At 67.7% G+C, this 25,808-nt stretch carries 24 protein-coding genes; 10 read left to right on the forward strand and 14 right to left on the reverse strand.

Annotated elements, in window-relative coordinates; all coding sequences use genetic code 11:
- Positions 1 to 77: 77 nt before the first annotated feature.
- The 11 genes from ABIC28_RS19260 to ABIC28_RS19310 all read right to left on the reverse strand — a co-directional run bounded on the left by ABIC28_RS19260 (position 78) and on the right by ABIC28_RS19310 (position 11,403).
- Positions 78 to 851 (reverse strand): Rv1363c family protein, encoded by a 774-nt coding sequence (locus ABIC28_RS19260; RefSeq protein WP_179800549.1) that lies wholly within the window; start codon positions 849 to 851, stop codon positions 78 to 80.
- The gene (locus ABIC28_RS19265; protein WP_354580357.1) at positions 818 to 2,230 is read right to left on the reverse strand and encodes an MCE family protein; all 1,413 of its coding nucleotides are present in this window, start codon (positions 2,228 to 2,230) and stop codon (positions 818 to 820) included. The genes ABIC28_RS19260 and ABIC28_RS19265 overlap by 34 nt, the downstream gene beginning before the upstream one ends.
- Positions 2,227 to 3,459, reverse strand: coding sequence for an MCE family protein (locus ABIC28_RS19270; protein ID WP_354580359.1), 1,233 nt, complete (start codon positions 3,457 to 3,459; stop codon positions 2,227 to 2,229). Before ABIC28_RS19270 ends, ABIC28_RS19265 begins: the two co-directional genes overlap by 4 nt.
- Complete coding sequence (locus ABIC28_RS19275) at positions 3,456 to 4,739, reverse strand: MCE family protein (RefSeq protein ID WP_354580361.1); 1,284 nt, start codon at positions 4,737 to 4,739, stop codon at positions 3,456 to 3,458. Before ABIC28_RS19275 ends, ABIC28_RS19270 begins: the two co-directional genes overlap by 4 nt.
- Before the next feature lie 8 nt (positions 4,740 to 4,747).
- Positions 4,748 to 5,803: an MCE family protein gene (locus ABIC28_RS19280; protein ID WP_354580363.1), complete on the reverse strand. Its 1,056-nt coding sequence runs from the start codon at positions 5,801 to 5,803 to the stop codon at positions 4,748 to 4,750.
- Positions 5,800 to 6,825 (reverse strand): MCE family protein, encoded by a 1,026-nt coding sequence (locus tag ABIC28_RS19285; RefSeq protein WP_269589097.1) that lies wholly within the window; start codon positions 6,823 to 6,825, stop codon positions 5,800 to 5,802. The genes ABIC28_RS19280 and ABIC28_RS19285 overlap by 4 nt, the downstream gene beginning before the upstream one ends.
- Positions 6,825 to 8,009 carry an MCE family protein gene (locus ABIC28_RS19290; RefSeq protein ID WP_354580366.1) on the reverse strand — a complete coding sequence of 395 codons (1,185 nt, stop codon included), beginning with the start codon at positions 8,007 to 8,009 and terminating at the stop codon, positions 6,825 to 6,827. Before ABIC28_RS19290 ends, ABIC28_RS19285 begins: the two co-directional genes overlap by 1 nt.
- Before the next feature lie 5 nt (positions 8,010 to 8,014).
- On the reverse strand, positions 8,015 to 8,866 hold the full coding sequence (locus ABIC28_RS19295) for an MlaE family ABC transporter permease (RefSeq protein WP_097211837.1): 852 nt from the start codon (positions 8,864 to 8,866) through the stop codon (positions 8,015 to 8,017).
- Between the two features lie 4 nt (positions 8,867 to 8,870).
- On the reverse strand, positions 8,871 to 9,635 hold the full coding sequence (locus ABIC28_RS19300; protein WP_354580368.1) for an MlaE family ABC transporter permease: 765 nt from the start codon (positions 9,633 to 9,635) through the stop codon (positions 8,871 to 8,873).
- Positions 9,636 to 10,198: 563 nt separating this feature from the next.
- Complete coding sequence (locus tag ABIC28_RS19305; RefSeq protein WP_077042894.1) at positions 10,199 to 11,113, reverse strand: 3-oxoacyl-ACP reductase; 915 nt, start codon at positions 11,111 to 11,113, stop codon at positions 10,199 to 10,201.
- A 98-nt stretch (positions 11,114 to 11,211) separates the two neighbouring features.
- Complete coding sequence (locus tag ABIC28_RS19310; protein WP_077042895.1) at positions 11,212 to 11,403, reverse strand: ferredoxin; 192 nt, start codon at positions 11,401 to 11,403, stop codon at positions 11,212 to 11,214.
- A gap of 226 nt (positions 11,404 to 11,629) precedes the next feature.
- Here ABIC28_RS19310 and ABIC28_RS19315 point away from each other — a divergent pair, with 226 nt between their 5' ends.
- From ABIC28_RS19315 to ABIC28_RS19325, 3 genes are all read left to right on the forward strand, one after another.
- Positions 11,630 to 12,805 carry an acyl-CoA dehydrogenase family protein gene (locus ABIC28_RS19315; RefSeq protein ID WP_077043915.1) on the forward strand — a complete coding sequence of 392 codons (1,176 nt, stop codon included), beginning with the start codon at positions 11,630 to 11,632 and terminating at the stop codon, positions 12,803 to 12,805.
- A gap of 69 nt (positions 12,806 to 12,874) precedes the next feature.
- The gene (locus ABIC28_RS19320) at positions 12,875 to 13,993 is read left to right on the forward strand and encodes an acyl-CoA dehydrogenase family protein (RefSeq protein ID WP_354580371.1); all 1,119 of its coding nucleotides are present in this window, start codon (positions 12,875 to 12,877) and stop codon (positions 13,991 to 13,993) included.
- A 15-nt stretch (positions 13,994 to 14,008) separates the two neighbouring features.
- Positions 14,009 to 15,631 (forward strand): long-chain-fatty-acid--CoA ligase, encoded by a 1,623-nt coding sequence (locus tag ABIC28_RS19325; protein WP_354580373.1) that lies wholly within the window; start codon positions 14,009 to 14,011, stop codon positions 15,629 to 15,631.
- Between the two features lie 111 nt (positions 15,632 to 15,742).
- Here ABIC28_RS19325 and ABIC28_RS19330 read toward each other — a convergent pair whose 3' ends face one another.
- Together ABIC28_RS19330 and ABIC28_RS19335 are read right to left on the reverse strand one after the other, a co-directional pair.
- Positions 15,743 to 16,855: an NAD(P)H-dependent flavin oxidoreductase gene (locus ABIC28_RS19330; RefSeq protein ID WP_097211833.1), complete on the reverse strand. Its 1,113-nt coding sequence runs from the start codon at positions 16,853 to 16,855 to the stop codon at positions 15,743 to 15,745.
- Complete coding sequence (locus tag ABIC28_RS19335) at positions 16,855 to 18,501, reverse strand: acyl-CoA synthetase (RefSeq protein WP_097211987.1); 1,647 nt, start codon at positions 18,499 to 18,501, stop codon at positions 16,855 to 16,857. Before ABIC28_RS19335 ends, ABIC28_RS19330 begins: the two co-directional genes overlap by 1 nt.
- 78 nt (positions 18,502 to 18,579) lie before the next feature.
- Here ABIC28_RS19335 and ABIC28_RS19340 point away from each other — a divergent pair, with 78 nt between their 5' ends.
- On the forward strand, positions 18,580 to 19,404 hold the full coding sequence (locus ABIC28_RS19340) for a crotonase/enoyl-CoA hydratase family protein (protein WP_097211832.1): 825 nt from the start codon (positions 18,580 to 18,582) through the stop codon (positions 19,402 to 19,404).
- Positions 19,405 to 19,427: 23 nt separating this feature from the next.
- The gene (locus tag ABIC28_RS19345; protein WP_097211831.1) at positions 19,428 to 19,994 is read left to right on the forward strand and encodes a nucleotidyltransferase family protein; all 567 of its coding nucleotides are present in this window, start codon (positions 19,428 to 19,430) and stop codon (positions 19,992 to 19,994) included.
- Positions 19,995 to 20,070: 76 nt separating this feature from the next.
- Here ABIC28_RS19345 and ABIC28_RS19350 read toward each other — a convergent pair whose 3' ends face one another.
- On the reverse strand, positions 20,071 to 21,111 hold the full coding sequence (locus ABIC28_RS19350; RefSeq protein ID WP_097211830.1) for an LLM class F420-dependent oxidoreductase: 1,041 nt from the start codon (positions 21,109 to 21,111) through the stop codon (positions 20,071 to 20,073).
- A 79-nt stretch (positions 21,112 to 21,190) separates the two neighbouring features.
- Between ABIC28_RS19350 and ABIC28_RS19355 the strand changes: the two genes are divergently transcribed.
- Genes ABIC28_RS19355 through ABIC28_RS19375 form a run of 5 tightly spaced genes read left to right on the forward strand, consistent with a single transcriptional unit; the run spans position 21,191 to position 25,773 of the window.
- Complete coding sequence (locus ABIC28_RS19355; RefSeq protein ID WP_097211986.1) at positions 21,191 to 22,189, forward strand: Zn-ribbon domain-containing OB-fold protein; 999 nt, start codon at positions 21,191 to 21,193, stop codon at positions 22,187 to 22,189.
- 13 nt (positions 22,190 to 22,202) lie between these two features.
- Complete coding sequence (locus ABIC28_RS19360; protein WP_097211829.1) at positions 22,203 to 23,267, forward strand: thiolase family protein; 1,065 nt, start codon at positions 22,203 to 22,205, stop codon at positions 23,265 to 23,267.
- A 2-nt stretch (positions 23,268 to 23,269) separates the two neighbouring features.
- Positions 23,270 to 24,445 carry a thiolase family protein gene (locus ABIC28_RS19365; RefSeq protein ID WP_097211828.1) on the forward strand — a complete coding sequence of 392 codons (1,176 nt, stop codon included), beginning with the start codon at positions 23,270 to 23,272 and terminating at the stop codon, positions 24,443 to 24,445.
- A gap of 36 nt (positions 24,446 to 24,481) precedes the next feature.
- Positions 24,482 to 25,357 carry a TIGR03619 family F420-dependent LLM class oxidoreductase gene (locus ABIC28_RS19370; protein ID WP_097211827.1) on the forward strand — a complete coding sequence of 292 codons (876 nt, stop codon included), beginning with the start codon at positions 24,482 to 24,484 and terminating at the stop codon, positions 25,355 to 25,357.
- Positions 25,354 to 25,773: a nuclear transport factor 2 family protein gene (locus ABIC28_RS19375; protein WP_097211826.1), complete on the forward strand. Its 420-nt coding sequence runs from the start codon at positions 25,354 to 25,356 to the stop codon at positions 25,771 to 25,773. The genes ABIC28_RS19370 and ABIC28_RS19375 overlap by 4 nt, the downstream gene beginning before the upstream one ends.
- Positions 25,774 to 25,808: the final 35 nt, after the last annotated feature.

A 25,808-nucleotide genomic window follows, 5' to 3' on the forward strand; every position in this document is an offset into this window, starting at 1 on the left:
CTGTTCGGTCGACTTGTCTTCGGTGACCTGCTCGGTCGACTTGTCCTCGGTGACCTGCTCGGTCGACTTGTCCTCGCTCATGGCACAAACTCCACCTTCGACGCCGTCATGGTCCCGCCGTCGTCCGTCACCGTCACGCGCATACGGAAGTCGCGCGGTCCCGACTGGGACTGATCCGGCGTCGTCACGTTGGCCCGCGCGGCGACCAGCACCTGCGCTTTGTTACCGTCCTCGCGCTCGAGTCCGGCCTCGATGATCTGGCCTTCGGTGGTGACGGAGGCCTCCTTCACGACGCTGACGAAGGGGTCCTGGCGGCCGTCGAACTCGGCCTTGAAGTCGCCGCTCGCGCCCGCGAGGATGCGGTCGACGTCCTCCTTGGCGGTTTCCGGCTTGATCGTGGTCAGGTTCAGCACGGTCTGCCGGGCGGTCTGCACGTAGGCGTTCCGCTTGGCGTCGCGATCGTTGGCAGCGTTCCTGTCGAACAGCAGCACGACCCCGGCCGCGATCAGCGCAAGCACCAGCACGCCCGCCACGACCATGGGGACCGTCGGACGGCGACGGGGGGCCTTCGCGGCCGGCTCGGCGTCCTCCGGCTCGGCATCCGCTGCCGACTCGGCATCCGCAGCCGGCTCGGGCTCGGCCGCCTTGGGCGTGCCCTTCTCCGCATCGGTCTGCGGCGCGCTCTGCTCGGAGGCGACCTCAGCCGTCTCCGTCGTCGCCGCGACTGTCGTCACGACCGTCGCTTCGGCCCGGTCTTCCACCGGGGGCCCCGCGCTACGGCTCGCGCGCCTGCGGGGAGCCGGCTTGTTCGCGTTGGTCAGCTCTGCTGACCGGTCATCATCGTCTGCCACGTCGACTCCTTTCCGGACGAGCCCCCCGACGCCAATGCCGGTTGGGTGTACAGCCGACCATCGGGGCCGGTGTACTTGCCCGTCTTCGGGTCGTAGGGCCGCGCCGTCACCGGCGCCTCCACCGACTCGTCATAGGAGCTGGGAACTGTCGTGTACGAGGGTACATTCGGCGGCATGATCGGCCCGTTGGGCGGGTTGTTGCCCAGCGGGACGTACCCGGTGCGGCACTCCTCCGGGGTCGGCGCCCGGCGGCCGGGGAACTCCATGCAGGGGCTGTTCCTGGCACCGCGCACGGTGCTGGGATCGTCCTGCGCCACCCGGCAGAACAGGCCGGGCGGGGTGTCCGGCGTGGACACCTCGTTACCCGGTCGCCACTGGTCGGGCGGGAGGAACCCGGTGGTGCACGGCGGCGGATCGTTGACCTCGAGGGCGAAGTTCACCAGCCCACCCTCGTCTCGAGGACCCGAGAGCGCCATCGTCGTCAGAGCGGCGGTGATCGGCGGGTAGAGCACCAGGACCTGCTCGATGCTCTTGTTGTAGATCACGCCGACCTCACCGACGCTGACCAGGTTCGCGAGCAGCAATGGAAGCGTCGGCTTCAAGTCCTGGAACAGCGCATTGGCCTCCGCGGCGGCACCGGGGCCCTTATCCAGAATGGCGCGCAGGTCCGGGTCGCTGGCCCGCAGCTGATCGGAGAACGTCACCAGGTTCTTTGTCCAGGACCGGATCGCGTCGCTGCTGACCACCTGAGTGTCGAGCAGCGGGCCGATCTGGTCGATCAGCTGCAACGTCGCGTCCGAGTTCGCATTGGCCTCCTGAACGAACAGCCGCGCCGAGTCGATGAGCTGCTGCAGCTCGGGGCCGGTGCCGTTGAACGCCTTGAAGGCCTCGTCGACCACCAGCTTCAGCTGGGTGTTGGAGACGCTCTTGACCAGGGTGTTGGCCTGATCGAGCAGCGCACCGACCTCCTGCGGCACCGAGGACCGGTCCTCGGGGATGACGTCCCCGTCGGACAGGTAGGGCTCGGAGTCCTCGCGCGGGATGAGGTCCACGTACTGCTCGCCGACGGCGGAGACACTCTTGACCGCCGCGTCCACGTCGGCCGGGATCTTGTACTTGCTGCCGATGGACAGCTTCGCGTCCACGCCGGACTCGGTGAGCACCACCTCGTCGACGGTACCCACATTGGTCCCGCGGTAGGCCACGTTGGCGTGCGGGTACAGGCCGCCGGTGGACGACAGCTCGACGGTGACGTCGTACCGACCGATCCCGAACAGGGCGGGGAGTTGGACGTACTGCGTCGCCATCACCGACAACCCGATCACCGTGAGGATCGAGAAGATGACCAGCTGAACGCGGACGAACTTCGACAGCATCATGGCTTGGGCGCTCCTAGCTGCGGAAGGCCGGGGATCTGCGGGAGCTGGATCTGGGGCAGGCCGGGGATCTGCGGGGCGGGTGCGGGCGCCGCGGCCGGCTTGGCCGGCGGCTTCGGGGTGGGGCTCTGCAGCGGGTTCGTCGACTGCCCGGCCACACCGGCTGTCTTACCAAGCGCGCCCTCGACGCCGCCGAGCGTGCCACCGAGTCCGGTACCGGTCAGGAAGTTCTTGTCCAGCCGCTTGTTGGTCATATCGACCGTCATCATCAGGTTCGCGTAGTCGCCTCGGATCGCCTGGTCCAGATTCTTCAGCGGGAATGGGTACGTGATCAGGATCGACAGCGAATCGGTGAGCGCGGTGCCCGTGCTGGCGAGCTCAGTCAGCAGCGGCACCAGCGCGTGCAGGTTCGCCTTGAGGTCGTCACCGCTCTCGTTGATCACCCGCGTGGCCGTGGCACTGAGGTTGCCCAGTGCGAGCAGTGCGTCGGTCAGGTTCTGCCGCTGGCCGACGAGCACCTCGAGTGCGGGCGGGATGCCGTCGAGCGCGGCGGTCAACGTCGCCGTCTGCTGGTTGACGTTGGTAGACAGCCGGTCCAGGCCTTCCATCGCGGAGACGATCTCGCCGCGCTGACGGTCCAGGCTGCCGACCAGCTGGTCGAGCTGCGGAAGCAGATCGCGGATCGAGTCCTCACGGCCGACCAGGCCCGCGTTGAGTTCCCTTGTGATGTCGTTGATCTGGGCCAGACCGCCGCCGTTGAGGACGACGGAGAGTGAGGACAGCGTTTGCTCGGTGGTCGGATAGGCGCCCGCGCGTGCCATCGGGATGACGTCGCCGTCGGAGAGGGTGCCCTCCGGGGCGATCCCGACCGGCGGCGCCAGCTCCAGGTGTTGCGAGCCGAGCAGGCTGGTCTGGCCGATCTTCGCGGTTGCGTTCGCGGGCAGCACGACGTCCTCGTTGATCGAGACGGTGACCACCGCGTGCCAATTCTGCACCTCGATGTCGTCGACGGTGCCAACCGTGACATCGTTCACCCGCACCGGCGAGTTCTCCGACAGGGTGGTCACGTTCGGCATCTCGATCTTCACCGAGTAGGCACCGTCCCCGGTTCCCTCGGTCCCGGGCATGGGCACCGAGTTCAGGCCCGTCCACTCGCATCCGGTGAGGGCGAGCGTCAGCCCGAACGCGATCGATCCGATCGCGACCCGGCGGTGGGTGCTGGTGCGTGTCATCGGCCACCTCCCGGCTTGAGCAAGGACTCGAGATCCTTGGGCACGTTGATCGTCGGCAGGCCGGCGAGTGGCCCGGCGATGGGCTTCATCGTCGACTTGGCGGCCCGCGCCGGGATCTGGTTCTCGAGGCTCGGAGGGCTGAAGGTCAACTGGTCGGGGTGCGCCGCGACGCCGGTCGCCGGATTCGTCAGGATCCCCGGGTAGTTCATCTTCACCGAGTTCAGCACCGGACCCAGGTACTGCGCGCACAGGTCGGCGCTCTTGTCGGAATCGTTCATCTCGAGCGCCTCGATCATGCCGCAGATCATGTTGATGGGGTTGTTCGCATTGCTCGCCGCGATCACGCCGGTCACCGAACCCAATGCGGGCTGATAGATGTTGTTGAAGTTCGCCAGTGCGTTCGGCGCGATGTGCAGCACCCGCTCGATCTCCGGCCGCTTCTGTGCCAGCACCTGGGTGGCATCGGCCAGCCGTTCCACAGATTCTGTGAGAACTGCCCGGTTGTCGCTGACGAACCGCTGCACGTCACCCATCGCAACGTTGAGGTCTGCGAGTGCAACCCCGAGCTCGTCGGTGTTGTCGGCCAGAACCGAGGACACCGACGCGAGATGGCCGCTGAACTGCACGATCTGCTGGTTGCTCGCGGACAGCGCGCTCACGAAGGCCTGCAGGTTCCGGATGGTGGTGAACAGGTCCGTGCGGCCCTGCGAGAGGGTGTGCATGGTGTCCGAGAGCTCGCGCAGGGTCTTGTTGATGCTCTCGCCGTTGCCCTCGAGGTTGTCAGCGGCGGTGTCGATGAACCGGCCGAGGGAGCCCTGGTCGGCGCCACCCTCCGGCCCGAGCGCGGTGGAGAGCTTGGCGAGCTCCGCCTTGATCTCGTCCCACTCGACCGGAACGGCGGTGCGCTCCACCGGGATCTCGGCGTCGTCGCCCATCGTCGCACCGCCGGTGTACACCGGCGTCAGCTGGATGAAGCGCGCCGCCACCAGGCTGGGTGCCACGATGATCGCCTTGGCGTCCGCGGGGATGTCCACGCCCGAATCGACGTCCATCTCGACGCGCGCGTTCTCGCCCTCGGGGTCGATGCTGGCGATCTTGCCGACCGTCACACCGAGCACCCGCACGTCGTCGCCCGGGTAGATGCCGGTGGTCGTCGGGAAGTATGCGGTGATCCGGTTCTTCCCGAGCCCAGGGAACAGGAACAGGGTGCCCGCCACCAGCGCGGCGATCACCACAGCGGCGGATACACCGCGCAGGATCCACTTCTTGCGGTTCGTCATCGGGGCGCTCATCGGTTCGGGTCCACGGGCGTGACGGTCAGCGGCGGGAAGTTCTGCAGGTCAGAAGGCACGTGCTCGGGCCACACCAGCGAGTCGGAGAAGGCCTGGGTCAACTGGCCGACGCTGAAGTTCGCGACATACGCCATGAAGAACGGTCCGCTGCCGACGGATTCGCCGAGGGCGGTCGCATACGGGGCGAGCCCGTCAAGGGCCTTCCCGATGTTCTCCTTGTTCTCCTGCAGCACCGCCACCACCGAATTCAGCTTCTCCAGAGTCGGTTTCATCTGTTCCTGGTTGTCCTGCACCAGCCCGCTGAGCTGTCGCGACACCGCGGAGGTGTTCACGATCAGCTCGCTGATCGCATTCCGTCGGCGGTCGAGCTCGCCGAGCAGCTGGTTGCCGTCCACCAACAGGGCATTGATCTGGTCGCTCCGTGTCGCCAGGATGCCGGTCACGCCCTCGGCCCGATGAAGCAGCTCGCGCAAGCTCTCATCGCGCGAATTGATGCTCGCCGAGAGCCGGGTGACCCCGTCCAGCGCGGTCCGCAGCTCGGGCGGGGTGTCCTGGAGCGTGTCGGACATCGCGTTCAACGAGTTGTTGAGCTGATCCGTGTCGAGGTCCGCGACGGTGTTCGACAGATCGCCGAGCGCATCGTTGAGCGAGTACGGGGAGTTGGTGCGCTCCACCGGAATCGTCTCGGACTTGCGCAGCGTCCCGCCTCCCGCGGGGGTCACCTTCAGCGACTTGCGACCGAGGATGGTGTTGGTCTTGACCGCCGCGCTCGTCTCGTCGCCGAGCGCGATCCCGTCCTGGACGGTGAAGGTGACCAGCACCTGCGGGCCGTCGAGGTCGATCTTGTCCACGGTGCCGACGTTGACGCCCGAGACGGTGACCTCGTCCCCGGTCATCAGTCCGCCCGCGTCGGCGAAATGCGCGGTGTACTGGCCGCCGCCGGAGATGAACGGCAGCTGGTCGTACTGCATACCTGCAATCACCAGGGAGCCGGCGACTACGAGGCCGATGATCCCGATCTGAACGGGGTCTCTTTCGCGTGGCTTCGTCACTTGGCCGCACACCTCCCTGTCGTCTGAGTCGGAGTCGTGGGGAGGCCGACCCGAAGGTCCTTACCGTCCGGTCCGGAGAACTTGAACTGCACGCTGCACGTGTAGAACTGGAAGAACCCGCCGTAGGCGCCCACTCGGATCAGTTTCTTGTACGCGCCGGGCAGCTCCCCGAGCACCCAGTCGAGGTCGGCTTTGCCCAGGTCGAGCTGGTTGACGACGCGACCCCCCTCGATGATGGTGGACTGCAGGTCCGGGCGTGCGCCCTGCAACAGCTCGGCGAGATCGCCCGTGGCCGTGGCGATCTGCGGAATCGCGTTACCGATCGGATCGCTGTCCTTCGCGAGCCCGCTCACCAGCTGCTGGAGTTGGTCGATCGTGGTGGAGAACTGGTCGCCCTTGTCATTGATGGTTCCGAGCGTGGTGTTCAGGTTGGTGATCACCTCGCCGATCAGCTCGTCCCGGTCCGCCAGGGTCTTGGTGAAGGAGCTGGTGCTGCCGAGCAGCGAGACCAGCGTGTCGCCCTGGCCCTGGAAGACCTGCAGCAACGCGCCGGAGAGATCGTTGACCTGCTCCGCGTCCAGGCCCTTGAGCAGCGGCTTGAACCCGCCGAGTAGCAGATCGAGGTCGAGCGCGGGCGAGGTCTGATCCTCGGGGATGGTCCCGCCGTCGTCGAGCTGCTCCATCGAACCGGCGCCCTCGAGCAGCTCGAGATACCGGTCACCGACCAGGTTCTCGTAGCGCACGGTGGCCCTGGTGCTCTTGAAGAGCTCGTATTGGCTGTCGACGTTGAAGTCGACCTCGGCGAGGTTGTCTCCGTCGATGCTCACGCCCTTCACCGAGCCGACCGGCACGCCTGCGATGCGCACCTTGTCACCCGGCTTCACACCAGAAGAATCGGTGAACTGCGCCGTGAAGGAGTTCGAGGTGCTGAATCGGTACTGGCTGAACACGATCGCCAGGCCGGCGAAGATCAACGCCATCACTGTGGTGAAGATCAGCAGTTTGACGGTGGTCGGCCGCATCAGTTCCCCCCCTCCGGGTAGACGCCCGCGTACAGCAGCTGGAAGACCTTGGGCATGTTCGTGCTGACCTTCGTCGACGGCACGTAAGGCACCGTCCCGGTGTCGGCGACGAGGAAGTTCGCATTGCCGTCGCGCTTGGGGTCGAAGTCGGGCAGGCCTGCGCAATTCGGGCCGCCGGTCGCATTCACCTTCGGCAGGTCCTTCGGGTAGGTATACGGCTCGGTGCCGTATACGAAGCTCGCGCTCAACGCGATGCCGGGCTGCAGACCACCGAAGATTTCGTTGGCGGCAGGAAGCGTCTTGGCCAGCCCGGTGAGCAGGCAGGCGATCGACGGCGAGTATTCCCCGAGCAGTTCGGTCGTCGGCTTGAGGTCCGCCAACGCCTTCGTCAGGTTGGCCTCGTTCTCGGTGAGCACGCCGTTCGCGTTGTTCGCCAGACCGGTCACGTTCATCAGCAGCAGGTCCAGGTTCGCCTGCTCGTCGACGATGGTGCCGCTGGTCGCGGTCGCGTTGTCGAGCAACCGCATCAGGTTCGGCGTGACGTCGGCGTAGACGTTGGTGACCGTCGAGGCGGCCTGGAGGTCGCGCTGCAGCTGCGGCAGTGCGGGATTCACCTTCTTCAGGTACTGGTCGGTCTCCTCCAGCAGCTGGCCGAGCTGGTCCCCGCGGCCGTTGAGTGCCTCGGAGATCGCGCCGAGGGTGGCGTTGAGCTTCTCCGGCTCGATCTGCTGCAGCAGCGTCGACAGGTTCTCGAACAGCGTGTTGAACTCGACGGTCACCGAGTCGGCCTCGATGGTGGTGCCGGGCGACAGCGAGCTCGACGACGGGTTCTCCGGCACAACGAAGTTCACGTACTTGGCGCCGAACACGGTGGTGGACTTGATCTCCACCTGTGCGTTCGACGGGATCAGGTGCATGGAGGCCGGATCCATCGCCAACTCGAGCTTGGCCTGGTCGCCCTCCTGACCGATAGAGGCGACGCGACCGACCTGGACGCCGCGCATCTTCACCTTGGCGTCGGGGTCCATCACCAGACCCGCGCGGTCGGCGGTCACCGTCACCGGCTCACTGTCGGTGAAGCCACCGGAGAACATGGTCAGCGAGACGGTCGCGACGCCGACCAGGCTGCCCACGAGCACCAGCGCGGCGACCTTCTTCTTCCATTTGGGTTCAGGTTCAGACATGCGCGCTATCCCGAGAGGTTGAAGTTGCCGGACCCACCGTAGATGGCGAGCGAGATGAGCAGCGTGACCGTGACCACCGCGATCAGCGAGGTACGCACCGCATTACCGACCGCGACGCCCACGCCGACCGGGCCTCCGCTGGCGTTGTACCCGTAGTAGGTGTGGATGAGCATGACGGCCAGCGCCATCACGATCGCCTGGGCGAAGGACCAGAGGATGTCCGTCGGTATCAGGAACGTCGAAAAGTAATGGTCGTAGACGCCCGGCGACTGCCCGTAGATCACGACCGTCGCGAATCGGCTGGCGATGAACGAGGCGGTCACGGCCAGCGCGTAGAGCGGCACGATCGCGATCATCCCCGCCATCACGCGGGTGCTCACCAGGTACGGAATCGACGGGATCGCCATCACCTCGAGCGCGTCGATCTCCTCGGTGACCCGCATAGCGCCCAGCTGTGCTGTGGAGCCGGCGCCGATGGTGGCGGCCAGGCCGATGCCCGCGATGACCGGCGCGACGATGCGCACGTTGATGAAGGCGGCGAAGAAGCCGGTCAAGGCCTCGACGCCGATGTTGCCGAGGGAACTGAAGCCCTGCACGGCAATGGTGCCGCCTGCGAAGAGGGTCAGGAAGCCGACGATCACGACGGTGCCACCGATCACGGCGAGCGCGCCAGTGCCCATGCTGATCTCGGCGATCAGCCGGATCGTCTCTTTCCGGTAGTGGATGAACGCGCGCGGGGCCGAGGCGACTGCCCGCCAATAGAACAGCGCCTGATCACCGATGCCGTCGATCGAACCGGAGAACTTGCCGATCCGCTTCCTGGTCCCCCGGAAACGCCCTGTCAGTGCGAATGCCATCCCGTCACCCCGCCGTCAGCTTGACACCGACGGCGGTGACGAGAACGTTCACCACGAACAGCGCCATGAACGCAAAGACGACCGTCTGGTTCACCGCGTCACCCACACTCTTTGCGCCACCCTTTACGTTGAGCCCGAGGAAGCAGGCGACCAGGCCCGCGATCATGCCGAACAAACCGGCCTTGAGCTGCGAGAGCATCAGCTCACTGAAGCCGGTCAGCAGCGTGATCCCGTTGATGAAGGCGCCGGGGTTCACGTCCTGCAGGAAGACCGAGAACATGAAGCCGCCGACGATGCCGATGGTGGACACCAGCCCGTTGAGGAGCAGGGCTACCACCGTCGAGGCGAGCACCCGGGGCACGACCAGCCGGTGGATCGGGTTGATGCCGAGCACCTTCATCGCGTCGATCTCTTCGCGGATGGTTCGCGCGGCGAGGTCGGCGCAGATCGCGGTGGCGCCCGCACCGGCGACGATCAGCACGGTGACCATCGGCCCCACCTGGGTGACCGCGCCGAGCGCGGTGCCCGCACCGCTGAGGTCGGCGGCGCCGATCTCGCGCAGCAGGACGTTGATCGTGAAGACCACGAGCACGGTGAACGGGATGGCGACGAGCACCGTCGGCACCATCGACACCCGGGCCACGAACCAGGCCTGGTCTACGAATTCACGGCGCTGGAAAGGCCGCCTGCCCATCGCCTTGAAGGTCTCCCCCGCCATCGCGAAGAAGCCGCCCACGGCGCGCAGCGGCACCAGAAGGAGGTCATCCATCGTGCCTCCTCGTCAGTGTTCTCGCGCAGGGCACCGCGGAGGAGATGCGAGATCCCCCCGGATGCCTGTGATCCAGGTCATACTAACTAGAACGTGTTCACCTGTCAAAGGTGTTCCCCTCCGGACGCATCAGTGCTGGTCAACTCGTACCACCGGGAGGGCGGACCCGGCGGCCGGGCACCCGTGTTCAGCGGGGCCCAGCCGGCGGGTTCGGTGGTCGGTGGCGCAGGCCCGGAGCGGGTCTCCGAGCATGCGACCTCCGGCCACGTTGACTCCCTTTGTCTTTCATCGATCACGTGCCTGGTGAGTCCCGATGGCCACCGACCACGACATCGAGTATCCACACAAGTGCGAAGGTTCTCCCCCACGCTCGTTCGGCCACTCGGGCTCGTGCCGCGACCACTCCGGGATTCGTCCCCACCCCACCCGGACGTGCGGAAATCTAGAACACGTACTCATTGTTGTCGGGGCAGGTCGAACCCACCCCGGCCATCATCTTCACCCAGCCGGCCTACCTGTGTGCCGAAATTCGCACGTTTCTCAGGTACGGCCGAATGCGCAGGTCAGCCGAGCGACTTGACCGCTTCGGTCGCCGCGAACATCCGAGCCGGATCGCGCCCGTCGAAGTAGCCGCCGAGCGAGTCCGCGAGGCCCTCGGGGGTCCACACCGCATCGGGCGAATCGAATCGCTGCTCGACAACCGGCGCGGCCATGAGCGCCACCATCGGCCCGTAGACGATGAAGACCTGGCCGTTGATGGCGTCGGCGGCGGGCGAGGCCAGGTACGACACCAGGTTCACGACGTGCTCGGGCGAGAGCGGATCGGTTCCGTCCTCGGGGGCGTCACCGAAGACGTTCTCGGTCATCGCCGTGCGTGCGCGCGGGCAGATCGCGTTGGCGCGAACGCCGTAGCGCTCGAGGCCGCGTGCCGCGGACAGGGTGAGGGCGGTGATGCCCGCCTTGGCCGCACCGTAGTTCGGCTGTCCGGCCGGGCCGAGCAGGCCGGCCTCGGAAGACGTGTTGATCAGGCGGCCGTAGACCGGCGCGCCCGCCGCCTTCGACTCGGCGCGCCAGTGCACCGCCGCGTTGCGGCACAGCAGGAAGTGGCCGCGAAGGTGGACCTTGAGGACGAGATCCCAGTCCTCGTCGGACATGCTGAACAGCATCTTGTCCCGCACGATGCCCGCATTGTTGACGACGATGTCGACACCGCCCGCCTGCTGGGCGGCCTCCATCAGCGCATCCGCGGTGGCGCGCTCGCCGATGTCGCCGGGAATGAACACCGCCTTGCCGCCGAGAGTCTGGATCTCGTCGAGGACCGCATCGGCGTTCTCGTTGGCCACCAGATCGTTGATGACGACGTTCGCGCCCGCCTTGGCGAGGCCGATCGCCTCGGCCTTGCCGAGACCCGACGCTCCACCGGTCACGATTGCGACCTTGCCGTCCAGACTTACCTCGCGACTAGTCAAACTCACCACTGCCTTCGTGATTTCGATGCGGCCCCCGGAGCGGGTTCCGCCGTCACATCCGTGACGGCGCTCACTCTAGAACGTGTTCTTATTCCCGGCAAGAACAGTTAGCGCTCGAGGGTCAGCGCAGCGCGCGGGCACTGGGCGACCGACTCCTCCAACTTGGCCACCGAATCGGCGTCGTCACCGGGCTGGGTGATCACCAGTTCGTCATCGTCCGTCAGATCGAAGATGTCCGGCGCGATGCCGACGCAGACACCGTTCGCCTCACAGCGATCCCTATCGACCTTGACCTCCATGAATGAACCTCACTTCTCGTTCGAATCGACGTCTGCGGCACGCGTGTCTATGGGCTGGACCCGCGGGCAGATCCAGCATAAGACTAGAACCCGTTCCACTCCTGTGCAATGATGCGAAAAACCCATAGTGACGGGCCGAAAGTGCGTCTCGCCAGCTCGGCCGATCGCAACCAGATAACGGCACCAAAACAGACTAGAACCTGTGTCAGAGACCGGAGAGGTACCGATGCAAATCACCTACAGCGCCGAGCAGCAGAAGCTGCGGGAGGAGCTGCGCGCCTATTTCGCGAAGCTCATCACTCCCGAGCGTCGCGAAGCGCTCAACGCCCAGACCGGCGAGTACGGCTCGGGCACCGTCTACCGCGACGTCGTGCGCGAGATGGGCAAAGACGGCTGGCTCACGCTCGGCTGGCCCAAGGAGTACGGCGGACAGGAGCGGTCGCCAATCGACCAGCTGATCTTCACCGACGAGGCCGCGATCGCCGGCGCCCCGGTGCCGTTCCTCACGATCAACTCCGTCGCCCCGACCATCATGCATTACGGCTCGGAGGAGCAGAAGAAGTTCTTCCTGCCCAAGATCTCCTCGGGCGAGGTGCACTTCTCCATCGGGTACTCCGAGCCCGGCGCAGGCACCGACCTGGCCAGCCTGCGGACCACCGCGGTCAAGGACGGCGACGACTACGTCATCAACGGCCAGAAGATGTGGACGAGCCTCATCGCGTACGCGGACTACGTGTGGCTCGCCGTCCGCACCGACCCGAATGTGAAGAAGCACAAGGGCATCAGCATGCTGATCGTCCCGACCACCGCCGAGGGCTTCTCCTACACCCCGGTGCACACCATGGCCGGTCCGGACACCAGCGCCACGTACTACCAGGACGTGCGCGTCCCGTCGTCCGCACTGGTCGGCGAGGAGAACGGTGGCTGGGGCCTGATGACCAATCAGCTCAACCACGAACGGGTCGCGCTGGTCTCCGCCGCGCAGATCCAGGGCGCGCTGCGCGACACCATCGAGTGGGCGCAGAACACCAAGCTGGCCGACGGCCGTCGCGTCATCGACCAGGAGTGGGTGCAGATCAACCTCGCCCGGGTGCACGCCAAGGTCGAGTACCTCAAGCTGCTGAACTGGGAGGTGTCCTCCGCGGAGGCCCCGAGCAAGGGCGACGCGTCGGCATGCAAGGTCTTCGGCACCGAGTTCGCGACCGAGGCGTACCGACTGCTCATGGAGGTCCTCGGCCCCCTGGCATACCTGCGGCAGGACTCGAAGGGCGTCGCCGTGCGCGGCCGCCTCGAGCGTTGGCACCGTTCCGCCCTGATCCTGACCTTCGGCGGCGGCACCAACGAGGTGCAGCGCGACATCCTCGCCATGACGGCGCTGGGCCAGCCGCCCGCCAAGCGGTGACTACCACCGCCCACCAGGCGCTGACCCCGGCCCCCATCCTGCGCTGACCGCGCGAGTCAAAGGAACATCATGGATTTCAGCCACACAGAGGCCCAGCAGGACCTCGAACAACTCACCCGGAGCATCGCCGAGAAGCTCACCACCAACGACCGCCTGCGCGAACTGGACGCCGCCGAGGACCGCTTCGACGACAAGCTCTGGCAGGCCCTCGCCGATGCGGGCGTGCTCGCGGCGGCGCTGCCCGAGTCGGTCGGCGGCGGCGGCTTCGGCATCCTCGAACAGTGCAGCGTGCTGCGCGAACTGGGCCGGCCGCTCGCGGCGGTGCCGTACCTGTCCTCGATCGTCCTCGCCGCGTCGGCACTCGCCGAGTTCGGTGACGACGCCAAGCGCCAGTGGGCGCAGCGCGCCGGAGCGGGTGAGGTCGTCCTGACCGTCGCCCTCGCCGAGGAGCTCAACGACAACCCGGCCAAGCCGGTGACCACGGCGGTCCGCAGCGGCGACGAGTGGCTGCTGACCGGCACCAAGATCACCGTGCCCGCGGCCGCGTTCGCGGACCTGATCCTGGTTCCCGCCACCACCCCCGAGGGTGTCGCGGTGTTCCTGGTGCAGCCGTCCGATGCCGGGGTCACCATCGACCGCCAGCGCGTCACCGACTTCAGCGCCGAGTCGATCGTCGAGCTGGCAGGCACCAAGGTCGGAGCGGACCGGCTGCTCGGCAGCACCGAGAACGGCACCGAGATCGTGGACTGGATCCTGGCCCGCGCCGCGGTCGCGCTGAGCGCGACCCAGCTCGGCACCCTGGAGCGGGCCCTGGAACTGGTCGCGGAGTACGCGCGCGAGCGGGTCCAGTTCGACCGCCCGATCGGCAGCTTCCAGGCCGTGACCCAGCGCCTCGCCGACGCCTTCATCGACGTCAAGGGTGTCCGGTCCACGCTGTGGCAGGCCGCCTGGCGCGTCAGCGAGAACCTGCCTGCCGAGGAAGAGGTCCGGACCGCGAAGTTCTGGGCGGCCGATGCGGGCCACCGCGTCGCGCACACCGTGATCCACATCCACGGCGGCGTCGGCCTCGACCGCGACCACCCGGTGCATCGGTACTTCCTGGCTGCCAAGCACAACGAGTTCGCGCTGGGCTCGGCCACCGAGCAGTTGCGCAGGCTGGGACAGATCCTCGCCGACGTGCCTGCCTGAACCTAGGCTGCACACATGACGACCGCGATGCCCACCGTCACCGATCTGTTGCTCCGGCTTCGAGACGACGACGACCACGGAATTCTGTTCGAGGACAAGAGAATTCCGTGGTCCGAACACGTCGCACTCAGCGCCGGTCTGGCGGCGGGCCTGGCGGCCCTGTTCGATCCGGCAGCACCCCGACACGTCGGGGTGCTGCTGGACAACGTTCCCGAGTTCTCCCTCCTGCTCGGCGCCGCGGCGCTGGGCGGATCGGTCGTGGTGGGTCTGAACACCACCCGGCGCGGCGAGGCGCTCGCGGGCGACATCGCGCGCGCCGACTGCCAGGTGGTGGTCACCGACACCGAGCGGCTCGCCCTGCTCGACGGACTCGATCTGGGCGGCGTCCGCGTCCTCACCATCGACGGTCCCGAGTGGCCGGAACTGCTTGCGGCGCACCGCGGCAGCGCCGCGCCCTCGCCCGCTCCCGCAGGCGACGACCTGTTCATGCTGATCTTCACCTCCGGCACCAGTGGGAATCCGAAGGCGGTCCGGGTGACCCACCGCATGGTGGCCGGGCCCGGCATCATGCTCGCCGAACGGTTCGGGCTGTCGGCCGCGGACACCGCCTACATCTCGATGCCGATGTTCCACTCGGGCGCGGTGATGGCCTGTTGGGCGGTCGCGGTCGCCGTCGGCGCCGACCTCGCATTGCGCCGCAAGTTCTCCGCGTCCCAGTTCATCCCGGACGTCCGGCGGTTCGGCGCCACCTACGCGCACTACGTCGGCAAGCCGCTCGCCTACGTGCTGGCCACCCCCGAGGCGGCGGACGACGCCGACAACCCGCTGAAGGTGCTCTACGGCAACGAGGGGTCCCCGTCCTCGATCGCCGAATTCGGGCGCCGGTTCGATGTCCGGGTGGTCGATGGGTTCGGTTCCACCGAAGGCGGCGTCCTGATCCCGCGGAGCCCCGGCACCCCCGTCGGCGCCCTCGGCCTGCTCCCCGCGGGCATCGAGGTGCTCGACCCGGACACCGGGGTCCCGTGCCCCGCCGCGGAGTTCGACGCCGCCGGGCGGATCGTCAACGCGGACGTCGCGACGGGCGAGCTGGTGAACACCGCGGGCACAGGGAGCTTCGCGGGGTACTACAAGAATCCCGAGGCCGAGGCCGAGCGAGTCCGGAACGGCCAGTACTGGAGCGGCGACCTGGGCTACCGGGACGCGGAGGGCTTCGTGTACTTCGCAGGCCGCAGCTCCGGCTGGATGCGGGTGGACGGCGAGAACCTCGGCACCGCGCCCATCGAGCAGATCCTCGGCAGGCATCCCCACGTCGGCGAGGTCGCCGCGTACGGGGTTCCTGACCCCGAGGTCGGCGACCGGGTGGCCGTCGCGCTGGTGGCGACGAGCGACTTCGACATCGCCGACTTCTCCCGCTTCCTCGGCGCCCAGTCGGATCTCGGACCGAAGCAGGTGCCGAGCTTCGTCCGGGTCTGCACGGACCTGCCCCGCACGGCCACCTACAAGGTCCTAGGTCGCACCCTCAGTGCCGAGCGCTGGCACTGCGCCGACCCGGTCTGGTATCGCGCGCCCGGTGGTATCGACTTCGAACCCGTGACCCCGGAGCTGCGGGCGAAGCTCGACGCCGAGCTGAACACCTAGACACAGCCCGCTGTCGGGTGGCGGTCCCGAAACAAACGCGAAGGCCGGGTACGAAATTCGTACCCGGCCTTCGTGTGTGGCCTAGCTGTCCGACGCCCGCGGGCGTCGCACCTACGTGAGCTTGCTCAGTCGCGCGACGGTTGTGTCGAACTCGGCGACCAGTTCGGCGATCGACTCCGCGACCGGCCGGATCTCGTTCATCCGGCCGACGATCTGGCCTGCAGGCATCGCGACCACCTCGGGGTCCTCCGAGGCGACGATCCGCTGGTGCGCCTCGGCGACCAGCAGGTTCTGCAGTGGCATCGGCAGCGCGTCCGGTGCGCCGGGCTTGGACCAGGCTTCGGTCCACTTGGTCTTGAGCAGGCGGGCCGGCTTGCCCGAGTAGATCCGAGAGCGGACCGTGTCGCTCGAGGTCGCCGCGAGCAGCGCGCGCTGCGTAGCGGACGTGCCGTCTGCCGCACTACCCAGCTTGTACTCCGCGGCGGTCAGCCAGTACGAACCCATCCACACGCCGGAGGCGCCGAGGCTCATCGCCGCCGCGATCTGGCGACCGCTGCCGATACCGCCCGCGGCCAGCACGGTGGCGGAATCGCCCACCGCGTCGACGATCTCGGGAACCAGGACCATCGAGGCGATCTCGCCGGTGTGGCCACCCGCCTCGTAGCCCTGGGCGATGACGATGTCGACGCCGTTGGCCACGTGGCTCAGTGCGTGACCGACCGCGCCCGCCAGCGCCGCGACCGGCACGCCGTGCTCGTGCGCCTCGTCGATGACGTCCTTCGGCGGCGACCCGAGCGCGTTGGCGATCAGCGCGGGACGGTGCCGGAGCGCGACGTCGACCTGCGCGCGGGCCACCGAGTGCAGCCAGCCAAGGGTGCCCGTCGCACGCTCGACATCGTCGGACAGCGGCGGCACGCCGAGCTCCTCGAGCGTGCGGTTGACGAACGCGCGGTGCTCGGCCGGGATCAGCTTGTCCAGATCGACGGCCTTGCCCTCGGTCGGGATCTTGGCAGGCATGACGATGTCGACGCCGTACGGCTTGCCGTCGGTGTTCTCGTCCATCCAGGTGAGGACGGCCTCGAGCTCCTCCGGGTCGTTGAACCGCACACAGCCCAGCACGCCGAGTCCGCCTGCGCGCGACACCGCCGCCGCCACGTGCTCGGACGGGGTGAACGCGAAGATCGGGTACTGGATGCCGAACTTGTCGGCGAGGGCGTTACGCATCACGCGTTTCCGTTGCTGTAGTGGTCGTCGGCCTCGCGCTGCTCGGTCTGCTCCTTGGCCCAGCGGTAGTCCGGCTTGCCGGCGGGCGACCGCTTGATCGCGTCGACGAACCAGAGGCTGCGGGGCACCTTGTAGCCGGCGATCTCCTTGCGGGAGGCGGCGACGATGTCGGCCAGGCTCGGGCGGGTGCCTTCGCGGGGCGCGACGACGGCGGCGACCCGCTGGCCGAAGCGCTCGTCCGGGACACCGACGACCAGGACGTCGAAGACGTCGGGATGCGACTTGACGGCACCCTCGACCTCCTCCGGGTAGATCTTCTCGCCGCCGCTGTTGATGGAGACCGATCCGCGGCCGAGCATCGTGACCGTGCCGTCCGCCTCGACCGTGGCGTAGTCGCCGGGGATCGAGTAACGAACCCCGTTGAACGTCTTGAAGGTCGCCGCGGTCTTGACCTCGTCCTTGTAGTAGCCGAGGGGGATGTGACCGTGCCGGGCCAGCAGGCCGACCTGACCGGAACCGGGCTCGACCTGGTTACCTTCATCGTCGATGACCACGGTGGAGGCGTCGATCTTCACCCGCGGACCGCCGGTGTGCTCGAAGCCCTTCGAGATGGTCGCGAGCCCGCCGAAGCCGGTCTCCGACGAACCGATCGAATCGGTGAGCAGACGGTTGGGCAGCAGGTCGAGGAACTGCTCCTTGAGCGACGGAGAGAACAGCGCCGCGCTGCTCGCGATCACGTACAGCGACGAGAGGTCGTACGGCTCACCGGTTTCCGGGTTGCCGGCGATGAGGGCATCGACCATGGGGCGCGCCATCGCGTCGCCCGTGATGAAGATGAGGTTGACCTTGTGCTTGTCGATGACCTGCCACACCTCGTGGCCGTTGAACTCGGGGTGCATCACGAGGGTGCCGCCGCCGAAGAGGCTGTGGAAGACCGCGGACTGCGAGCCGCCGTGGATCATCGGGGGGATCGGGAACCGCACCATCGCGGGGTTCGCGGCGCCGACCTTCGCGATCTCCCACTCGTCCTCGACGCGCTCGCCGGTGATGAAGTTGGTGCCGCCGCCGAGTACCCGCCACCAGTCCTCGTGCCGCCACATGACGCCCTTCGGCATGCCGGTGGTGCCGCCGGTGTAGAGCATGAAGATGTCGTCGGGGCTGCGCTCGCCGAAGTCCCGGTCGGGCGATCCGAGGGACAGGGCCTGCTCGTACTCGACGCCGTCGAACGAGGAGTAGTCGAGATCGGTGCCGTCTTCGACGACGATCACGGACTCGACCAGTGGGGTGTTCGGCAGCACGTTGGCCACCTTGTCCACGTACCGGCGCTCGACGATCAGCGCGGCCATGTCCGAGTTCTCGAAGATGTACTGCAACTCGTTCTCGACGTAGCGGTAGTTCACGTTGACCATCACCGCGCGGGCCTTGAACACCGCGACCATGGCCTCGATGGCCTCGATCGTGTTGCGGCTGTAGATGCCCACCTTGTCACCCGGCTTGACACCGCGATCCTGCAGGTAATGCGCGAGGCGGTTGGTCCGCTCCTCCAGCTGCGCATAGGTGATCTCGCGGTCGCTGTCCAGCAGCGCCACCCGCTCTGGATTCAGGTCAATGGAGTGCTCGACGAAGTCTGCGATATTTAGGGCCACGCCCATAAAGTAGAACGTGTTACCGTTTCTGGCAAGAGCCAATGTGAGACTCAACTCACACGATATCGGGAGCCGAGAGTGTCCTCCACCACAGCCGAGATTTCCGACATTTCGGAACAGTCCGCTCACTGCCTCGTCGAGAAGCGCGGTCACGTCCTCATCGTGACCATGAACCGCCCCGAGGCCCGTAACGCCCTGTCGGGCGAGATGATGGCGATCATGACCCGGGCCTGGGACCAGGTCGACGCCGATCCCGACATCCGGGTCGCGATCCTCACCGGCGCCGGGGGCACGTTCTGCGCCGGCATGGACCTCAAGGCCATGAACAAGAACGCCCCCGGCGACAAGTTCGTCAAGGGCGGCATGGACCTGACCAAGCTGCCTGCGCTGCTCAAGGGCCGCCGGCTCACCAAGCCGCTGATCGCCGCGGTCGAGGGCGCCGCCATCGCAGGCGGCACCGAGATCCTGCAGGGCACCGACATCCGGGTCGCGGGCGAGAGCGCCAAGTTCGGCGTCTCCGAGGCCCGGCTGGGACTGTTCCCGCTCGGCGGCTCCGCGGTCCGCCTCGTCCGCCAGATCCCGTACACCGTCGCAGCCGAGATCCTGCTCACCGGCCGCAACGTCCCGGCGCCCGAGGCCAAGGAACTCGGCCTGATCGGCCACGTCGTCCCGGACGGACAGGCGCTGACCAAGGCGCTCGAGATCGCGGACGCGATCGCGGCCAACGGCCCGATCGCGGTCCAGGCGATCCTCAAGACCATCCGCGTCACCGAGGGCATGCACGAGGAGGACGCCTTCGAGCTCGAGGCCGAGATCGGCGCCGAGGTGTTCCGGAGCGACGACGCCAAGGAGGGTCCGCGCTCGTTCGCCGAGAAGCGCGCCCCGAAGTTCCAGGGCAAGTAGCGGCCACCTTCCCCGGCAACGACATGCAGACCCCGACGACACAGCACCGAGTCGTCGGGGTTTTGCTTGCCGCGGGCCAGGGCAGCCGGTACGGGATGCCGAAGGTCCTGGCGAATCAGGGCGCCTGGCTGCGATCCGCGGTCGCGGCGCTGCGGGACGGGGGCTGCTCCCGGGTCATCGTGGTGCTCGGCGCGGCGGACACGGCCGTGCCGGACGGCGCGGAGGCCGTCTACGCAGCCGGCTGGCGCGAGGGAGTCGGCGCCTCGCTGCGGGCAGGCCTCGCGGCCGCCGCCGACGATCCGGATGCCGACTACGCCGCCGTTCACCTGGTCGACCTGCCGGACGTGCGCGCCGATGCCGTCGCCCGGGTCGTCGCCGCCGCGGCTGCCACCGAGAGCGGGCTCGCCCGGGCCTTCTACGGGGCCGACCCCGGCCACCCGGTCGTGATGGCCCGGGTGCATTGGGCTGCGGTGTCGAGGTCGGCTGCGGGCGACCTGGGCGCCCTCCCGTACCTACGTGAGCACGCAGGCCTCGTGCGACGGGTCGACTGTGACGACCTGGCGACCGGGGCGGATCGAGACACCCGCTGACCCCATCCGACGGATCGGGCCCCGGACTGCCGATTCGGCGATCCGGGGCCCGATTCTGGAACGTGTTCCGCTCACATCAGGCGGGGTTGACCGCCTCCGCGAGCTGGCGCATGTGCTCGACGCTCCGACAGGTCACCAGCAGCATGGTGACGCCTGCTTCCTCCCACTGCTTGACCTGGGTGCGCACCTCGTCGACATTGCCGATGATCATCGTGTCGGTGACCATCTGGTCGGGGACGATCGCGGCCGCCTCCGCCTTGCGGCCCGACAGGAAGAGCTTCTGGATCTCCTTGACCTCCTCGCCGTAGCCCATCCGGGTGTAGACCTGCGCGTGGAAGTTCACCTCCGCCGCACCCATCCCGCCGACGTACAGCGCGGTGATCGGCTTGAGCTTCGCGATCTCCCCCGCGCGGTCGTCGGTGATGACGACCTGGCAGGTGGCCGCGATCTCGAAGTCCTCGCGGCTGCGCCGGGCGCCCTGACGCGCGAAGCCCTCGTCGAGCCATTCGTTGTACATCGGTGCCAGGCGCGGGGTGTAGTAGATCGCCAGCCAGCCGTCGGCGATCTCGGCGGTGAGCGCGACGTTCTTCGGACCCTCCGCACCGAGCCAGATCGGCAGGTCAGCGCGCAGCGGGTGGGTGATCGGCTTGAGCGGCTTGCCGAGCCCCATGCCCCCCTCGCCCTTGAACGGCATCGGGTAGTGCGGGCCGTCGTTGGTCACCGGCGCCTCCCGCGCGAGCACCTGCCGCACGATCGAGACGTACTCCCGGGTGCGTGCGAGCGGCTTCGGGAAGGGCTGGCCGTACCAGCCCTCGACGACCTGCGGGCCGGAGACGCCGAGGCCGAGGATCGCGCGGCCGCCGGAGAGGTGGTCGAGGGTCAGCGCGTGCATCGCGGCGCCGGTCGGCGTGCGGGCGGACAGCTGCGCCACCGAGGTGCCGAGCCGGATCCGCTCCGTGCTCGAGCCCCACCACGCCAGCGGGGTGAACGCGTCGTTGCCCCAGGACTCGGCTGAGAAGACCGCGTCGAATCCCGCCGTGTCGGCCTCGGTCACCAACTCCTGGGCGTTGGCGGGGGGCTGCGCGCCCCAGTACCCAAGTTGCAACCCGAGCTTCATCGACTGCCTCCATATCCGTGGTGATCAGAACTCACTATTGCTAGTGGAATAAGAACCTGTTCTACTCGACTTTGTGACCATGAGGAAGAGTTCACTGGAACTAGAGCCAGATTCGGCGGGCCAGGAGCGGCCGCTGAACGCGCCGCTGCGTATGGCGTTCGACTACACGCGCTCGGTCGGACCGACCATCGGCGCCTTCGTGAACGGGCTGCGTGCGCATCGCGTCGTCGGCGTTCGCGGGTCGGACGGCCGGGTGCACGTGCCCCCCGCCGAGTACGACCCGGTGACCGCCGAGCCGCTCACCGACTTCGTCGAGGTGTCGCCTGTCGGCACCGTCCAGTCGTGGACGTGGATGGCCGAGCCCATCGAGGGCCAGCCCCTCGACCGCCCGTTCGCGTGGGCGCTGATCAAGCTGGACGGCGCCGACACCTCCCTCCTGCACGCCGTCGACGTCTCCTCTCCCGACGAGATGAGCACCGGCATGCGCGTGCACATCCGCTGGGCCGACGAGACCGTCGGACACATCAAGGACATCGCCTCCTTCGCGCCGGGCGAGGGTGACGGAAGCGCCACCGCCGCAGCACCTTCCGACGCCGAACCGGTCACCATCATGACCACCCCGGTCGACATGATGTACACCCACACCGCCTCCGCCGAGGAGAGCTATTACCTCCGCGGATTGGTCGAGGGCAAGATCCTCGGCGGGCGGACCGACGCCAACGGCAAGGTCTACGTGCCCCCGCGCGGCGCCAACCCCACCGACGGCATCCCGACCAAGGAGCAGGTCGTACTCTCCGACCGCGGCACCGTCACCACGTTCTGCATCGTCAACGTGCCGTTCCTCGGTCAGCGCATCAAGCCGCCGTACGTCGCGGCGTACATCCTGCTCGACGGCGCCGACATCGCGATCCAGCACCTGATCCTCGACATCGATGCCGCGGATGTGCGCATGGGCCTGCGCGTCGAGGCCGTCTGGCGTCCACGCGAGGAGCGCGGCTACACGCTCGAGTCGATCTCCCATTTCCGTCCTACCGGCGAGCCCGACGCCGAGTACGACACCTACAAGCAGCACCTGTAGAGAGGCCACCCCCGTGACAGAGATTGCAGTGGTCGGCTTCGCGCAGGCCCCCCATCTTCGAGAGACCACAGGCACCACCAACGGTGTCGAGATGCTGGTCCCCATCTTCCAAGAGCTCTACTCCACCCTCGGAATCACCAAGTCCGACATCGGTTTCTGGTGCTCGGGTTCGTCCGACTACCTCGCCGGACGCGCCTTCTCGTTCATCTCCGCGGTCGACTCGATCGGCGCCGTGCCGCCGATCAACGAGTCGCACGTCGAGATGGACGCGGCCTGGGCCCTGTACGAGGCGTGGATCAAGATCATGACCGGCGAGGTCGACACGGCCCTGGTCTATGGCTTCGGCAAGTCCTCCGCAGGCAACCTGCGCCAGGTCCTCGCCATGCAGCTCGACCCGTACCTGGTCGCCCCGCTGTGGCCGGACTCGGTCTCGGTCGCGGGACTGCAGGCCCGCGCAGGCCTCGATGCGGGCAAGTGGACGCCCGAGCAGATGGCGGAGGTCGTGGTGCGCAGCCGCAGGGCGGCCAAGGACAACCCGCTCAGCCAGCTCTCCGGCGACTACGACATCGAATCGCTGCTCGCGCAGCCGTTCATCGCCGACCCGCTCCGCGCGCACGACTGCGCGCCGATCACGGACGGCGCCTCGGCGATCGTGCTGGCCCGAGGCGATCGTGCCCGCGAGATGTGCGAAAACCCAGCCTGGATCACCGGTTTCGAGCACATCATCGACTCCCCCGCCCTCGGCGGACGTGACCTCACCACCTCCCCGTCCACCGCGGCCGCGGCCCGCGCCGCCACCGGCGGCGACCTCGGCGGCATCGAGGTCGCCGAGCTGCACGGACCGTTCAGCCACCAGGAGCTCATCCTGGCCGAGGCGATCGGGCTCTCGGAGTCCGTCACCGTCAACCCGTCCGGCGGCCCGCTCTCGGGCAACCCGCTCTTCTCGGCGGGCCTCGAGCGGATCGGTCACGCCGCCCGCAAGATCCACACCGGCGAGGCCGGCCGCACCCTGGCACACGCCACCAGCGGTCCCGCGCTGCAGCAGAACCTGGTCGCGGTCATGGAAGGACGTAACTGATCATGGGTGGTAAGCACAAGGCCGCGGTCCTCGGCACCGGCCAGACCCACTACGTCGCCAAGCGGACCGACGTCACGATGTCCGGCCTGGTCCGCGAGGCCATCGACCGCGCCATGACCGACGCCGAGGTCAGCTGGGACGACATCGACGCGGTCGTCGTCGGCAAGGCCCCCGACATGTTCGAGGGCTCGATGATGCCGGAGCTGGCGATGGCGAACGCGCTCGGCGCCGTCGGCAAGCCGCTGCTGCGCGTGCACACCGCGGGCTCCGTCGGCGGTTCCACCGGTGTCGTGGCGGCCTCCCTGGTCAAGTCCGGCGTGCACAAGCGCGTGCTGGCGGTGTCCTGGGAGAAGCAGTCCGAGTCGAACGCCATGTGGGCGCTGTCGATCCCGGTGCCCTTCACGATGCCGGTCGGCGCGGGCGCGGGCGGCTACTTCGCCCCGCACGTGCGTTCGTACATCCGCCGTTCGGGCGCGCCCAGCCACATCGGCGCGATGGTCGCGGTCAAGGACCGGCTCAACGGCAGCATCAACCCGTACGCACACCTCAAGCAGCCCGACATCACACTGGAGTCGGTGCAGGCGTCGCAGATGCTGTGGGACCCCATCCGTTTCGACGAGACCTGCCCGTCCTCGGACGGCGCGTGCGCCATCGTGATCGGCGACGAGGACTCGGCGAAGTCGATGATCTCCCGGGGCCGCCAGGTGGCCTGGGTGCACGCCACCGCGATGCGCACCGAGCCCACCACATTCTCCGGGCGTGACCAGGTCAACCCGCAGGCCGGACGCGACGCCGCGGCCGCGCTGTGGAAGGACGCGGGGATCACCGATCCGTTCAAGGAGATCGACGCCGCCGAGATCTACGTCCCGTTCTCCTGGTTCGAGCCGATGTGGCTGGAGAACCTCGGGTTCGCGGCGGAGGGCACCGGCTGGAAGCTCACCGAGGCGGGCGAGACCGCCCGCGACGGGAACCTCCCGGTCAACGCCTCCGGCGGCGTGCTCTCGTCCAACCCGATCGGCGCCTCCGGCATGATCCGCTTCGCTGAGTCGGCGATGCAGGTGATGAACCGCGCCGGTGACCACCAGATCCAGGACGCCCGCAAGGCCTTCGGCCACGCCTACGGCGGCGGCTCACAGTACTTCTCGATGTGGGTTGTCGGTGCTGACAAGCCCGAGTAGCCCGACGAATCCGACGAGCTCGAGTAGGAGATCAGCATGAAGTTCACCGTAGGCATCGCGATGAGTCCGCTCGACCAACTCATCCCGCTCGCGCAGACCGCCGAGGAATGCGGGTTCGCCAATATCGCCCTGCCGGACTCGCTCTTCTACATGGAGACGGCGGCGGCGGACTACCCATACACCCCCGACGGCTCCCGGATGTGGAACGCCGAGACCCCGTGGGTTGATCCCCTCATCGCCGCTGCGGCCCTTGGTGCGGCCACCTCCACCATCGGCTTCTACACGAACGTGCTCAAGCTGGGGTCCCGGAACCCGCTGCTGCTCGCGCGTCAGGTCGGGTCCGTCGCGAACCTGACCGGGAACCGGTTCGGTTTCGGCGTCGGGATCGGTTGGGCTCCTGAGGAGTTCGAGTGGTGCGGCGTGCCGTTCAAGAAGCGTGGCGCCCGGGTCGATGAGATGATCGAGATCATCAAGCTGACCCTCGCGGGCGGCATGGTCGAGTTCCATGGGGAGTTCTACGATTTCGACCGCCTGCAGATCAGTCCCGCGCCCAGCAAGCCGGTGCCGTTCTACGTCGGCGGTCACACCGACGTGGCGCTGCGCCGGGCGGCCCGGGTGGGCGACGGCTGGACCTCGGCGATGATGAAGTTCAAGGACCTGGTCGAGACCAAGCGCAAGCTCGATGATCTGCGGGCCGAATACGGCCGCGCGGATGAGCCTTTCGAGTTGCAGGCCGTGTGCATCGACCGCTTCGGCAAGGACGGCTACGCCGAACTCGCGGGCGCGGGCATCACCGATTCCATCGTGGTGCCGTGGATCTTCGACGGCATTCCTTTCGACGGCCCGCTCGAGGCCAAGCAGGACTCGCTGCGCAAGTTCGCGGCCGACCACATCGCGGGAGGAGCGTCATGACCGAGACCGCGACGGAGCACCCTGTCCGGATCGCGTCGCGCGCGTCCCAGTCAGCCGCGAGCGGCAGGCGCAAGGAGGAGTGGCTGGCGCTGTTCGCGGAGGACGGTTGGGTCGAGGACCCGGTCGGCCCTTCGGGTTTCGACCCCGAGGGCAAGGGGCACCACGGCCGCGAGGCCATTGCCCGCTTCTACGACATGACCATCGCGAACACCGAGTCACTCGTGTTCGACATCAGGGACACCCTGCAGTGCGGTGACGAGATGGTCTACATCGGCAGCATCCGGTCCGTCGTGGCCGGCAACCAGATCGATGCCGAGGGAGTGTTCATCTACCGGGTGAACGACGAGGGCAAGCTGCAGTCGATTCGGGCCTTCTGGGAGGTCGACCGGGCGATGAAGACGCTCGTCAAGCTGTAGTACGCACGAACGCCGGAAGGACCGCGCCTCGTAAA

This window comes from Rhodococcus sp. PvR044, assembly GCF_040548995.1.
GTDB classification, from domain to species: domain Bacteria; phylum Actinomycetota; class Actinomycetes; order Mycobacteriales; family Mycobacteriaceae; genus Rhodococcus_G; species Rhodococcus_G oryzae.